The following is a 12,609-nucleotide window of genomic DNA, read 5'->3' on the forward strand; positions in this document are numbered from 1 at the left end:
CCGCTTCGCTACACAATTTTAGCCAACCATTACTTAGCCTGTTATTTGGGCGTTATATGCTTTTTAAAACTTAGCTTTAAGAACGTTAAATAATTAGATTTTTTCGCTAAAGTAGGTTTGTTTTTAACACTAATAAGCTTTTCCCTTGTTACCTTTTTCAAAGGTGGAAAAACTATTAATGTTGTTCAGCCAGTTGTGTGTAGCAAAAATTCACTGCTTGGCGTATTTATAACAGGCGCAATAAAAGTATGTAACGGTTGGTTTAACCACCGTGGCATATAACAAGGCATTCAAAAGGACTAAAAAAAGTTGGCTGCCGTTCGTGCCTCACTATTTTAGCCAACCATTTTTAGCCTCTTAATGGGGCGTTAGTTGCCAATGGAGATCAATTTGAGCAATAGAATTATTGAGGTTGTTGACTACGATCCAAATTGGAGTAAAACTTTTGAAACTGAAAAAGTAATGCTAACCAAAGCTATTGGAAGCAATGCTGTAAAAATCGAACATATTGGTAGTACATCTGTTGTTGGTTTATCGGCAAAACCTGTTATTGATATTTTAATTGAGGTTACAAGCCTTACAGAACTGGATTCAGCAAATAAAAACATTGTAGGTCTTGGTTACATTGTTAAAGGTGAAAATGGCATTTCAGGTAGACGCTACTTTCAAAAAGGTGGTAATCAACGTAGTCATCATGTTCATGCTTTTCAAACCAGTGATTTACACTTACTTCGGCATAGAGCATTTAAAGAGTACCTAATTGCACATCCAATTATTGCGTCAGAGTATAGCTTTATTAAAAAAGAGGCTGTTTCCAAAAGCGGTAATGATATTAATTTTTATATGGCACTAAAAAATAACTTTATTCAAAAACATGAAATACTAGCTATCGAGTGGTTTGGCAACTAACAAGCCATTCAAGCAGGACTTTTAACAGTTGGCTAGGTCCCGCTTCGCTTCACATTTTAGCCAACAATTAAAAGCCTCTTAATGGGGCGTTATGCGTATCAAAAGGTTCATATGGAGTTTGTAAAACTGTCTCGGTATCATGCTAACCTGCTTTTAGATTTTGAACTAAAAAACAAGCAGTGGTTTGATTCACTAATTGAACCAAGAGACAAATCGTTCTACTCACAACAAGGTATAACTGATCATATTGACTCTTTAATTAAACAAATGGAGAACGGTGCTGGGTATAGCGGCGTATTAGTACAAAATAACACTATAGTTGCCCGAGCAAACCTTAAAGATATTTCAAAAAATGAAGCATTTGTCGGCTATAGAGTAGCTGAAGACTTTACGTCAAAGGGTGCTGCAAGTTATTGTTTGTCGCAACTGGTGAGTATTGCACAAAGTAAACTTAATATTACCATGCTGAAAGCTAGGGTTCTGGAAAATAATCCTGCATCAATGCATATATTAAAAAAGTTTGGCTTCCAGGCAACTGGCACAATAACAAACTTTATAACTTTAAATGGTAATAAATTAAGTTGCACAGACTTGAGTGTTAAATACGCATAACAAGCTGTTTAATCAGGACAAAATACAGTTGGCTGTGTTTCGTACCTCAACATTTTAGCCAACAATATTTTGCCCATTAACGAGGGCGTTATATGCAAAGAGAATCAAGTGGCATATTCTGAATACGATGTTGTAAAGGTAATAGCTTTAAATCCAAATGTTCCTGAAGCAGAAATAGGAGATACAGGTACAATCCTTATGCTTTTGGAACATGAGAATAATAGGGCATACGAAGTTGAATGTGTATTGCCAGATGCTACAAATAAATGGCTAGGCACTTTTGAACCAAGCCAATTACAACTTGTGTAAGTATCTGATATTGCATATAACAAGGGTTTTCAAGTCGGACAAATTACAGTTGGCTTTTTGTTCGTGCCTCACTTATTTTAGCCAACTGCAATTTGCCGCTTAAAACGGCGTTAGCTTTTACTCAAGGAGAGAGTCTATCAAATACGCTGAAGAATATTCAAAGCCTGAAAAGATTAGAATAAAAGCATTACTAATTTTAGCTAGTGCTTTAGTTGTGATTGTAGGTATAAAATGGTTTTTCCCATTTTTAGAATGGTATGTAGATACTGTTCATTGTCATACTCCTTTTGGTTATTCTGGAATATCTGTACTCTGGAACTCTATGCTTGTATGTTTACCTTTATTTGGTGCTATTTCTATCGGTATGTTCACATTGCCACTTGGTATAAAGGGCTTTATGCATGGACAATTTCCGCCTAAAGGCATAAAGGTACTTCAGCCTACTAAAATCATTGTAGGGTGGCGAGCGAATATTAAATCATTCATCCATATATTTGTTCCTGTATTTCTTATACTATTTTCTATCTGGGGCTACTTTCAAGTAGATGAAATGCCTAAAAAAATGGAAGGTTTTGACTATAGCGTATGTAAAAGCTAACAAGAAAATCAACAAGGACAAAAAACAGTTGGCTTTTGCTCCTTCGTCGCTAATTTTAGCCAACAATTTTTTGCCTGTTATTTAGGCGTTAGGTTTAAATGGAGAATTAACAAATGGATGTTGCTTTAAATAGTTTTGGTATATTCGGTGTTTTATTTTATTTCATACTGGTGATTCTATGGATCATGGTTCCAGTTTTCATCTTCTTAATTTCAAAACGAGTAAAACAAATGCTCAATGTTATTGAGTCCTCTCAATCCGAAATTAAGGAGTTAAATGCAAGTATTAAGTATTTAAAACGCAAATATAATGAATCAAATGAGTAATTAAACCTAACAAGGCATTAAAGCAGGAAAATTTACAGTTGGCTTTTTTCACTGCGTTCAACAGTTTAGCCAACTATAAATTTCCTCTTAATGAGGCGTTAGAGCTATAAGGAGTTAGCAATGAGGAAAGTAGTTACATTATCAATTTTTAGCGTTTTTTTGGTGGCATGTGTTTCGAATGACACAGCCGAAATGGCAGTTGAAGAACCAATACAATATATAGATTTGACCTTAGATGATAAGAAGGACTTGATTAAGGAGTATTGGGTAGTAGAAAAAAGACAAGAGCCTAAATACCCAATTAGCGCAGCTAGAAAAGGTTTATCGGGTTGTGTAGATCTAATTGTAGGTATTAAGACTAATGGAAAGTCTGGTGGGTATAAAGTCAAAAAGTCATACCCTGAAGGTGTATTTGATAAATATGCAGCGGCTGCATTAAATAATTGGAAATGGGAAGCAACGGATAAAAACGTTGATAGAAAACCTGTTTTAACAACCATACAATTAGACTTCATGGTCAGTGGGTCTAAAAATAAAAAAGAAGCTGAAAGTCAGTGTGGGTTGTCCCACAATTTATAGCTCTAACAAGTTGCTTAAACGGAAAAATAACAGTTGGCCATCGCTTCGCGATTATAGCCAACCATTATTTTCCGCTTAGCAAAGCGTTAGAGTTACTAGGGAATTATCGTGATCGTCGAAAGCTCATATTGGAAATTACCACTTATTGAGAGTGCTAAAAAATTTGAAGAATTAGAAGAGCTTTGTGAATTATCAGAACGCCACTTTGTTCAAATAGAACAGGATATTTTTTTAGGCTTCTATACAATTAGAAAATTACTCGACGCATCAAAAATTACAGATAAACTAAAGAATAAGAAGATAGTATTAAAGTCACATCCAAACAAAGATAAATACGTTACATTGCTTAATAACCATAAACTAGATGAAAAATATGATTTCAGTGTCTTAAATTCTGAACAACGAGATTTATGGTTTATCGCTAGTCGCCTTATTCATAGTTATATTTTTCAAATATCTATAAACGATATGGGTATTTTTGATGGTGTTTTATTTACTTCTGACACAGATAAAACTAAAAAACTTTATTGGCTAACCTCACAAGAAATTATCAGCATATTTCAAGAAGTAGGTAGCAATGAGGTAACAAAGTTTGAGTGGAGTATTGATCCAGAAAGTGGTCAAGAAACGATGGTGGCATCGTAACTCTAACAAGGCGTTCAAACGGACAAAAAACAGTTGGCTGTTTCACTCCGTTCACAATTTTAGCCAACAATTTTTTGCCGCTTAACGTGGCGTTATGTGTTTTTCAAATTATGAGTAAATTTAAAGTTTTATTAATCCCCGTAGCTACTTTACTAGGTGCGCTATTAGGTTATTTTCTAGCACCGCCACAACCACTTTATCCTTTTGCAGGTGAAAAGCATGAACTTGAACTCATTCGCTATATTGAGCTTCATATAATCATTTATTTAGGTTTCTTTTCAGCATGCTTTACATCCTTATCTTCTAAGCTCCTCAATACTTCCATAAGTTTAGCCATCGGTTCATTAATTTCAGTTGGTTTATTTATTGGCGCAATAGATGATTTAAGGAGCGGAGCTATCCCTTCTTACAGTTTTCGAGAAATAGTTGTATATGTTGTTGGTTGTATTTCTTGGTATGGTATAGTTTATTTATTCAGTAGCTTTTTCAATAAAAACAAAGTGGTATAAACACATAACAAGTTACTCAAACGGACGCTAAACAGTTGGCTAGCGCTCGTTCCTCGCACATTTTAGCCAACAATTTCGCGCCGCTTAGTAAGGCGTTAGGTGTATACGGATGTCACTCTGTTTGGTTGTTTCAAAGCTAGCTACAGAATTAGAAACACAGCTTGATGGCTGTACTAGTAGCCAACAGTCAATGCTGAAAGTTATGGTAGATATGCCGAAATATTTAGCTAAAAATGACTTAGCTTTATGGGAAGCTGATTATCGCTCGTCGATTAGCGAAGATGAAGACGAAAAGAGTCTTGAGTACAAGGCGATAGATATATTATACGAGCTCGCAGGTTTAAATTTATTTGGCAAGTTTCAAGTGAGTGTATCTAAGCAAGTGTATTCAAGCGTCGTCGCCAATTTAGAGCGTTTGGGTATTCAGGTTACAAGTGATTTGGACGTTTCTAGGTGGTAAATACACCTAACAAGAAATTAAACAAGGACAAAAAACAGTTGGCTTTTTGTTCACTCCGTTCACCTATTTTAGCCAACTACTTTTTGCCTGTTAATTAGGCGTTAGTTGCACGCACTAAATCAGTATTATTAATTTGCTAGTTTAGTGTTTAACACGTAGTTTCGTGTCTGGTTCAATCTTTGGTTTGGCAATGGAAGTGCCTTCAAATACTCACTTCTTCTTTGCCCAACCCAGTTTTCGCCTCACAATGTTTTAAGATCAAGAAGCTTTAGTTTTTAAGGCTCAAAATCAAGTTTAGGTGTGTAGTGCGGGGATGTGTTTTTTGTATCTTCCGTCTATCCCGTAAACATGGTAACTTATTGTAAAGTTAGTGCTTTTAACAAGCAGCAACTAACAAGGCAATCAAGCGGGACACGCAACAGTTGGCTACGTTTCGCTTCGCTACACATTTTAGCCAACTATTACTTAGCCCCTTATTGGGGCGTTAGGCTTCCTAAAACTCCGTTAGCCTCGCGTATATCAATATTGGAGTTACTTATAAGTGGATTTACCTGTGAAAGAAGTGTTTTTTTTCGATTCAATGCTAACCCCTAAAATTATCACATTCGTGTATTGGCTAATGCTTCTGGGAGCTTTATTTTCAGCTTTGGCCGTAAGGTACACACAAGGTGAAGATGGGAATCTAACTGGTTGTGCAATTATTGTTTTTGGGGCCATTGGTTCAAGAATTTGGTGTGAGTTACTAATTGTTTTATTTAAAATTAATGAGAATTTACAAAAAATTGCTAATAAATCTGAATAAGCCTAACAAGCAAATCAACTAGGACTTAAAACAGTTTGTTGTTTTTCGTCCCTCAAAATTTTAACAAACAATTTTAAGCCTGTTATTTGGGCGTTATATTTCCCCACGAATTCAAACGCGTATATTTATTACCGTTTGTATTTATTAAATGGGTAAGGCGCTTGTTTCGGTTCGTTGTTGTGGTAAGTTATTCGGCGTAAATTCTGTTTCAGCTTTTGGTTAATCAGTTTTCGCCAACGAATTTTTTTAGTTATCGCTCAGTAAAGTTTAGCGGTAATAATAAGTTTCAAAGCATTCGCTACATTTAGTTTGGCGAGTGGCTCAAAATTCAAGGTTTGGCGTGTCGTGGGGATATTTTTTAATCCTACTCATTCCATCCCGTAACCGTTTGTATGTTTGGTTTCGTTTAGTGTTTGCCATGTAGGTCAAAATCTAACAAGCCAATCAAGCAGGACTAAAAAAAGTTGGCTGCCGTTCGTGCCTCACTATTTTAGCCAACCATTTTTAGCCTCTTATTGGGGCGTTATATACCTAAGGATAGGATATGGATTTCATCTCAATAACTCACGTTACTCTTGCTGTCACTGCCACTCTAAGTGGAGCTATAGTTTTAGCCCGCAGGAAAGGTGACGTGCTTCACACTAGGTTAGGAAAATTATTTATTGCGTGTATGGTGTTAGTAAATATTACTGCATTTGCTCTATGGCCTAAATATGGATTTACATTTTTTCAACCTTTAGCATTATGGAATTTAGTTTGGGTGCTTTTGGGCTATTATTATGCAACCAAAAAACCAAACAAAAATTGGCTAATTAATCATTACTATTTCATGTCGTACGCTTATGTTGGTGTACTTGCTGCGGCACTTGCCAGAATTCCATTAAGCTTTGGCTTTCTACCAAATGAAGCAGCATTCATTTCCATTGCTGTTGTTTTTGGTATTTCAACTTATTTAATAGAAAAGCAAGGTAAAAAGTTGAGAGTGATCGGTATATAACAAGCTGTTAAACAAGGACAAAAAACAGTTGGTTTTTGCTCCTTCGTCGCTTATTTTAACCAACTATTTTATTGCCTGTTAACAGGGCGTTAGATGCATACGATGTTCAAGTTTGGAGTTTCTGTTGGAAGTTAGAAAATTAAACGCCTTACGTGGACTAGCAGCATTTATTGTTTTTATTACACATTTTAGCGATATAACAAATTGGCTTGATGGTATGTTAGGTGGAGGCTCTGGAGCATACGGTGTAATGCTGTTCTTCTTATTAAGCGGCTTTTTAATGTCTTACCTTTATCTATCTCAAGAATTCAATAAAATTAATGTCAAACGTTACCTACTAGCGAGAGCTGCAAGAGTAGCTCCATTGTTCTTCGTTGTTGTACTCAGCTCATACATATTATCTTTAGCTGGCAATGACACTCTCTACAGCATTCCTGATGTCAATACACTAATAGGTCATCTATTATTTTTATATGGTGAAAGTGTACTTTGGTCAATTCCACCAGAAATACAGTTTTACTTCGTATTTATTATATTTTGGTCTTTCTCAAAGAGCAGGCCTGGTTATATTTATTTTTCAATCATAGCTGTAATGATCTTACTGTTTTTTATGAACTTCCCCCGAATAAATGGTGACTTAAGCGGAATTCCATATAACTTATTTAATACACTACGAAGCCTACCTTACTTTTTTATTGGGGTTATTTTTGGGATGCATTTTAAGTCCATAAAGATACCAAGCTACCTTAGAAAGCACTGGTTTATTCTAGTATTACTTTTAATTCCTGCAATGTATCCAGAGCTTACGTCTATTACGTCTGACGCTAAGCATAGAATGTGGTTAAGCTATGAAGTATTACTTGTAATGAGTTCCGTATTCTTTTGCATTGTGTTCTTGGTTCCTGATAACAATGTACTATTAGCTAATAGGTTCGGTGACTTCTTAGGAAAAATATCTTATTCATTATATTTGCTACACATGCCAATTATTATTTTTGTAAACAAGCTCAATTTAAGCGTTGAATTGAAATTAATATTATCTTTTGGTTTAACTGTTTCAATAGCATTTGTATCATTTAAATATTTTGAAAAGCCTGTTGCTAGCTTCATACGTAACATAGCATCTAACAAGAATTTCAAGCGGGACTGCTAACAGTTTGCTCGGTTTCGCTTCGCTACACAATTTAAGCAAACAATTATCAGCCCCTTAAATGGGCGTTAGGTTTTAAAAAAGTGTGGTGGTAGGCGAAGCAAAAAAGAAATTAAATACAAGGATGGAAATATGACGGATTCTTCTGAAGTTCTGGTAATCGCCGAAAAATATCTGAAAGAAATGCTGGAAGCAGATGACACGGAAAACTTCGACTTGTATACGAAGCGATACGAAGAAAAGTACCTTGTTAACTTTTCGAGAGAGAGGTTTTCAGATGACATCAAGGGTATGCATGAAAGGAACGGCATGAATACGGGCTACGAGTTTCTATGTACGTTAAGAAATTTTAGTTTCGATGGTTTAGATATTTTCAGGCTCGTTTGGAAAGGTATTTATGAAAAGCGGGATGCTGTGATCGAGTTTGACGTATATAAAAAAAATGGAAACTGGTACGTTATTCAGTCGGCAGTTCATTAAAGTGCGGGATAAAACCTAACAAGGGTTTTCAAGTCGGACAAATTACAGTTGGCTTTTTGTTCGTGCCTCACTTATTTTAGCCAACTGCAATTTGCCGCTTAAAACGGCGTTATATCTCTAGGAGTTTGTGTTGACTATTGTTGAAACTGAGAGGTTAAGTATTCGTCAAATTACGAATGAGGATGCTATAAACCTATCAAAAGTGTTAGCTGATCCTATAGTAATGGAATATTCGACAGTAGGTGTTCATACAGAAGAACAGATTTATGATTATATAGCTAATTGCAAAAATCAATATGACTTAAATGGTTATGGGCATTGGGCAATTTATAACTCTATAACTAGTGAGTTTGTTGGTGTGTGTGGTCTTAATAAGCATAAAGTGGACACTGATGATGTTATACATATCAATTATCGTCTTGCCACTGACCAACAAGGTAAAGGTTATGCTGTTGAGTCTGCATTTGGTGTATTACATTTTGCTAAAAATTCCTTAAAGCTTAAATCGGTACACGCGCTAATAGAATCGGATAATGTTAGCTCTGTTAAAGTCGTAAACAGAACAGGCTTTCAATTCATTAAATCTTCTGTATTTCGTGGTTTTAAAGTCGACATCTATCAAGTGGCTCTATAAAACGAGATATAACAAGGCATTAAAGCAGGAAAATTTACAGTTGGCTGTTTTCACTGCGTTCAACATTTTAGCCAACTATAAATTTCCTCTTAATGAGGCGTTATATGTAAATGGAGTTTGCATGAAATTTTTGGTGTTAATCATATGTTTTCTTTTGAATGGCTGCTCAACAGCTACATTTAATTCTAATGCTGGCATTTATGCTGAAAATAAAATTAGAGAAAGTGTCGTAAAAAGATATACCAACTCTGAAGTATGGAAGTTAGGTGCTTCACAAGTGGGTCATGTAGAAGCAAGGTTTTGCCAAAAAGATATACGGGACTATAAACCTAGTAAAGAAGCTTTAATTGCTGACTTAAAAGTAAAAACTCAGAAGTTAGGCGGTAATGCTTTAGTTTTTGATTCTTGTTTGGTTAACAGAACTACTGCCAGTTGTCATACCAAGATTGACTGTAATGGTATGGCTTATCTAATTACATATAAGTAATTAAACAAGGACAAAAAACAGTTGGCTTTTTGTTCACTACGTTCACTTATTTTAGCTAATAATTTTTTACCTGTTAATTAGGCGTTATGTTTTTAAATTGGCCTCTTGTTTGTGTCACTTGAAATACACGAAGAATAATTTCAATCAAGGAAGATACATGAAAATAATATTTATCACACTAGTATTACTTATTAGTACCAGTCCATGTTTCGCTGTAGAATATATTAGCAGTAACGGAAAGAATCATATCTTTGGAATTGATTTAGGCCTAGGTTCAATTGACCCAGAAAACTTTGAGGAAGAACTGGATACTGAGTCCATTGTTAGGCTTACCTATGGTTATCAATATAACTCAACTTGGTCGATAAATACGGGGTTAATATTTGGTAACGGAACGGAGTTGTGTATTGTGACCTGTCCGGAACTACGTACTTTAAGTTACACCAGTTACATTTTAAATATCAAAGGTTCACACCCTCTAAATAATCGTTGGTCAGTGTTTGGGAAGTTGGGCGTAAATTATTATGATTTAGAGCTTTCCGGAGCTAATCAAGCTAACGTAACTGATAACGGTATCGGGCCATTGATAGCTACAGGTTTTGATTTTAGAGCATATAATGGCTTCGGTTTAGGCATTGAGCTTTCATTACAGGATATGGCCGTTATCACTTCAACAGGCGTTTCTTTTAATTTCAGTTATATGTTCTAAATACTACTAATCAGTGGTTAAAAAACATAACAAGAATTTCAAGAAGGACAAAATACAGTTGGCTTTTTGTTCACTCCGTTCACCTATTTTAGCCAACTGAATTTTGCCCCTTAACAGGGCGTTATATGCCCAAAGGGGTTCAGATGAACAATAAATTTTTGATTATGATTTTAACCTTGGGCATCAGCAATATAGCATTCGCTGAAGATAAAAATTATAAAGGTCGTGTTCAACTTACCCTGAAAGAACCAAGTGGTAGTGGCTTTTCCTCTTACACTGATTTCGAAACTAGTACTAATCAAAAAATCATTAGTTACTTCAGAAGAACAAGCGGGCAATTTACAGTTGTTACGAATAATGGACTTCATATAGATCCTTCAAAAATGAATAAATATCGTAGTTCTCTAAATATACTCGAAGTTAACAATGATTCATTCATTGCATCATTAAAAATTCACTCAAACTCAATGGAATATGATTCAGAAAAGTCAAAAGGCACTCTTATATCTAAAGTCATAGTAGACCATAAAATTAAAGGAGTATTATTTGGCAAAAATGAATATTCTTATATCAATAAGGGTATGCCAAATTTATTTGTTGAAATTGATTTCGATAAAGTTTTTACAAAAGAAGAAATCAAAGAAAGATTCAATCAACAGGTATATATCAAGTCGTTAAAGCAGGACAATCATCTTCCCCCGATAAAACGGACACCAAAATCTAACTAAAGATGAGGTGTCTATGCCCAAATACAATAATCCAAGACGAACTTGGAAATATTCAAATGAGTTCAAAGTTAATGGTGTTCAACTGAGTTTTGTTGTCGGCGTTACAATCAAAACTGTCTCTGAAAAACTCGACATACACCCGTTTATGCTGTCACGATGGCGAAAAGAATATCGCGAAGGAATAATTGTGGCTGATAAACGTAAAAAAGTAGCTGGGCAATCGAAAGCCAAAAAAGTACTCACTAAAGAGCAACAACTTGAACGTGAAAATAAACAACTCAAGGAGGAGCTGTATATCCTAAAAAAGTGGCAACGGTTTCTTGCCGAGGAACATCAAGCCGATATCGATTCATCAAAAAACTAAGACCCGACATAAAAGTTGTTAGGTTACTGGAGTTTTTTGATGTATCTAAAAGTGGCTATTACGATTGGCGTGAGCGACAACCCAGTGCCCGTACGATAGAGGATGTTGAACTTAAACAGAAAATTCAGCAAATATTCACCGAAAATAAAGGACGATATGGCAGTCCACGAATATTTAAGGCCTTACAAAAGCAAGGATACAACATCGGAAAAAAGCGTGTAGAACGGTTGTATCGAGCGCTTGGACTGGTTGCTAGAGTGATGCGCGTGACTACACGCTCTGCATTTTATAAACGCTTTCTTACTACAGGTACGAACTTAAGGCCTGATGGTGAAGTGCCATTGGCTAAAGATAAAGTGTGGGTGGCAGATGTCACGTATTTGAAAGTGAATGGCGTTATTTGTCGGTCATAATGGATTTATATTCACGGCGTATTATTAGTTGGATTTTAGATAAAAATAGGACGATGGAAGTCACAAAGTGAACGTTAAAAAATGCGGTTAAGAAACGAAAACCCCAAGATGGTTTAATGCTGCATACCGACAGAGGTGTTGAGTATCGAGGCCATGTTTATCAAGCGGTTTTAAAACGAAGCGGTATTACACATAGCTTAAGCAGAGCGGGTAAATGTACTGATAATGCGCATATGGAGTCATTTTTCCATTCAATGAAGGTAGAAGTGATTCGAGGTAATGTGTTTAAAAGTGATAAAGAACTGCGTGGAACACTTGGAAGTTACATTAACAATTACTACAATGTTTCGAGGATGCATTCAGGTAAACTATTGTTCTCCAATAGAATATGAAGCCCTGGCAGCGTAAAATAAAATGTGTCCGTTTTATCGGGGGTAGATCAAAATTTACAGTTGGCTGTTTTCGCTCCGCTCGACATTTTAGCCAACTAAATTTTGCCTCTTAACAGGGCGTTATGTGTTCATCATTAATCGAAGTATGGAGTACAAAAATGGAATTGGAAATCACTTGGGATAGAGTTGTACGAATTTGGTGGTCATTTCTTTGGCGTAACCTTTTAGCAATTTTGGGTGCAATAGTTATAGGGGCAATTGTTGGATTTATACTTGGCTTAATTTTAGGTATTATTGGCGTTCCGACTGAAACAATTAAAATGATAGTCCAACCAATAGGCTTCTTAATTGGTTTAGGTATATCGGTTATTCCTCTTAAAATGGTTTTAGGCAAAAATTTCGGAGAGTTTAGGTTAGTTTTAATTAGTACAGAAGATACTGAGTCAAACACATAACAAGGGTTTTCAAGTCGGATAAATTACAATTGGCTTTTTGTTCGTTCCTCA

17 protein-coding genes and 1 pseudogene are annotated in these 12,609 nt (G+C 35.6%); all 18 read left to right on the forward strand.

The window, feature by feature from the left end; genetic code table 11:
• Window positions 1-390 precede the first annotated feature (390 nt).
• The 18 genes and pseudogenes from CXF85_RS21035 to CXF85_RS21125 all read left to right on the forward strand — a co-directional run bounded on the left by CXF85_RS21035 (window position 391) and on the right by CXF85_RS21125 (window position 12,558).
• Window positions 391-909 carry a GrpB family protein gene (locus tag CXF85_RS21035; RefSeq protein WP_101230620.1) on the forward strand — a complete coding sequence of 173 codons (519 nt, stop codon included), beginning with the start codon at window positions 391-393 and terminating at the stop codon, window positions 907-909.
• 111 nt (window positions 910-1,020) lie between these two features.
• Window positions 1,021-1,521 (forward strand): GNAT family N-acetyltransferase, encoded by a 501-nt coding sequence (locus CXF85_RS21040; RefSeq protein ID WP_101230921.1) that lies wholly within the window; start codon window positions 1,021-1,023, stop codon window positions 1,519-1,521.
• A 108-nt stretch (window positions 1,522-1,629) separates the two neighbouring features.
• Window positions 1,630-1,830, forward strand: coding sequence for a hypothetical protein (locus CXF85_RS21045; RefSeq protein ID WP_198555726.1), 201 nt, complete (start codon window positions 1,630-1,632; stop codon window positions 1,828-1,830).
• Between the two features lie 214 nt (window positions 1,831-2,044).
• Complete coding sequence (locus tag CXF85_RS21050) at window positions 2,045-2,428, forward strand: hypothetical protein (RefSeq protein WP_101230621.1); 384 nt, start codon at window positions 2,045-2,047, stop codon at window positions 2,426-2,428.
• Window positions 2,429-2,874: 446 nt separating this feature from the next.
• Window positions 2,875-3,333 (forward strand): energy transducer TonB, encoded by a 459-nt coding sequence (locus CXF85_RS21060; protein WP_101230623.1) that lies wholly within the window; start codon window positions 2,875-2,877, stop codon window positions 3,331-3,333.
• Window positions 3,334-3,441: 108 nt separating this feature from the next.
• Entirely contained in the window at window positions 3,442-3,978 is a 537-nt protein-coding gene (locus CXF85_RS21065) for a hypothetical protein (RefSeq protein WP_101230624.1), read from the forward strand.
• A gap of 110 nt (window positions 3,979-4,088) precedes the next feature.
• Entirely contained in the window at window positions 4,089-4,487 is a 399-nt protein-coding gene (locus CXF85_RS21070) for a hypothetical protein (RefSeq protein WP_101230625.1), read from the forward strand.
• A 109-nt stretch (window positions 4,488-4,596) separates the two neighbouring features.
• Window positions 4,597-4,947 carry a hypothetical protein gene (locus tag CXF85_RS21075; RefSeq protein WP_101230626.1) on the forward strand — a complete coding sequence of 117 codons (351 nt, stop codon included), beginning with the start codon at window positions 4,597-4,599 and terminating at the stop codon, window positions 4,945-4,947.
• A gap of 553 nt (window positions 4,948-5,500) precedes the next feature.
• Window positions 5,501-5,749 carry a DUF4282 domain-containing protein gene (locus CXF85_RS21080; protein WP_101230923.1) on the forward strand — a complete coding sequence of 83 codons (249 nt, stop codon included), beginning with the start codon at window positions 5,501-5,503 and terminating at the stop codon, window positions 5,747-5,749.
• 544 nt (window positions 5,750-6,293) lie between these two features.
• Window positions 6,294-6,746 carry a DUF2306 domain-containing protein gene (locus CXF85_RS21085; protein ID WP_101230627.1) on the forward strand — a complete coding sequence of 151 codons (453 nt, stop codon included), beginning with the start codon at window positions 6,294-6,296 and terminating at the stop codon, window positions 6,744-6,746.
• Between the two features lie 124 nt (window positions 6,747-6,870).
• Complete coding sequence (locus CXF85_RS21090) at window positions 6,871-7,899, forward strand: acyltransferase family protein (RefSeq protein ID WP_101230628.1); 1,029 nt, start codon at window positions 6,871-6,873, stop codon at window positions 7,897-7,899.
• Window positions 7,900-8,028: 129 nt separating this feature from the next.
• On the forward strand, window positions 8,029-8,376 hold the full coding sequence (locus tag CXF85_RS21095) for a hypothetical protein (RefSeq protein WP_101230629.1): 348 nt from the start codon (window positions 8,029-8,031) through the stop codon (window positions 8,374-8,376).
• Between the two features lie 127 nt (window positions 8,377-8,503).
• Window positions 8,504-9,010 (forward strand): GNAT family N-acetyltransferase, encoded by a 507-nt coding sequence (locus CXF85_RS21100; RefSeq protein WP_232771297.1) that lies wholly within the window; start codon window positions 8,504-8,506, stop codon window positions 9,008-9,010.
• A 121-nt stretch (window positions 9,011-9,131) separates the two neighbouring features.
• Window positions 9,132-9,497, forward strand: coding sequence for a hypothetical protein (locus CXF85_RS21105; RefSeq protein ID WP_101230631.1), 366 nt, complete (start codon window positions 9,132-9,134; stop codon window positions 9,495-9,497).
• Between the two features lie 157 nt (window positions 9,498-9,654).
• Window positions 9,655-10,206: an outer membrane beta-barrel protein gene (locus CXF85_RS21110; protein ID WP_101230632.1), complete on the forward strand. Its 552-nt coding sequence runs from the start codon at window positions 9,655-9,657 to the stop codon at window positions 10,204-10,206.
• 143 nt (window positions 10,207-10,349) lie between these two features.
• Window positions 10,350-10,934 (forward strand): hypothetical protein, encoded by a 585-nt coding sequence (locus CXF85_RS21115; protein ID WP_157829156.1) that lies wholly within the window; start codon window positions 10,350-10,352, stop codon window positions 10,932-10,934.
• Window positions 10,935-10,947: 13 nt separating this feature from the next.
• Window positions 10,948-12,119 (forward strand): annotated as a pseudogene (locus CXF85_RS21120) (IS3 family transposase).
• 142 nt (window positions 12,120-12,261) lie between these two features.
• Window positions 12,262-12,558, forward strand: coding sequence for a hypothetical protein (locus tag CXF85_RS21125; protein ID WP_101230634.1), 297 nt, complete (start codon window positions 12,262-12,264; stop codon window positions 12,556-12,558).
• The last annotated feature ends 51 nt before the right edge of the window (window positions 12,559-12,609 follow it).

The organism is Colwellia sp. 75C3 (assembly GCF_002836255.1).
Taxonomy (GTDB): Bacteria; Pseudomonadota; Gammaproteobacteria; order Enterobacterales; family Alteromonadaceae; genus Colwellia.

Coding starts and splice junctions, on each gene's coding strand:
- CXF85_RS21040 (WP_101230921.1), top strand. CDS start 1,021: ATGGAGTTTGTAAAACTGTCTCGGTATCATGCTAACCTGCTTTTAGAT.
- CXF85_RS21060 (WP_101230623.1), top strand. CDS start 2,875: ATGAGGAAAGTAGTTACATTATCAATTTTTAGCGTTTTTTTGGTGGCA.
- CXF85_RS21070 (WP_101230625.1), top strand. CDS start 4,089: ATGAGTAAATTTAAAGTTTTATTAATCCCCGTAGCTACTTTACTAGGT.
- CXF85_RS21075 (WP_101230626.1), top strand. CDS start 4,597: ATGTCACTCTGTTTGGTTGTTTCAAAGCTAGCTACAGAATTAGAAACA.
- CXF85_RS21085 (WP_101230627.1), top strand. CDS start 6,294: ATGGATTTCATCTCAATAACTCACGTTACTCTTGCTGTCACTGCCACT.
- CXF85_RS21095 (WP_101230629.1), top strand. CDS start 8,029: ATGACGGATTCTTCTGAAGTTCTGGTAATCGCCGAAAAATATCTGAAA.
- CXF85_RS21105 (WP_101230631.1), top strand. CDS start 9,132: ATGAAATTTTTGGTGTTAATCATATGTTTTCTTTTGAATGGCTGCTCA.
- CXF85_RS21110 (WP_101230632.1), top strand. CDS start 9,655: ATGAAAATAATATTTATCACACTAGTATTACTTATTAGTACCAGTCCA.
- CXF85_RS21115 (WP_157829156.1), top strand. CDS start 10,350: ATGAACAATAAATTTTTGATTATGATTTTAACCTTGGGCATCAGCAAT.
- CXF85_RS21125 (WP_101230634.1), top strand. CDS start 12,262: ATGGAATTGGAAATCACTTGGGATAGAGTTGTACGAATTTGGTGGTCA.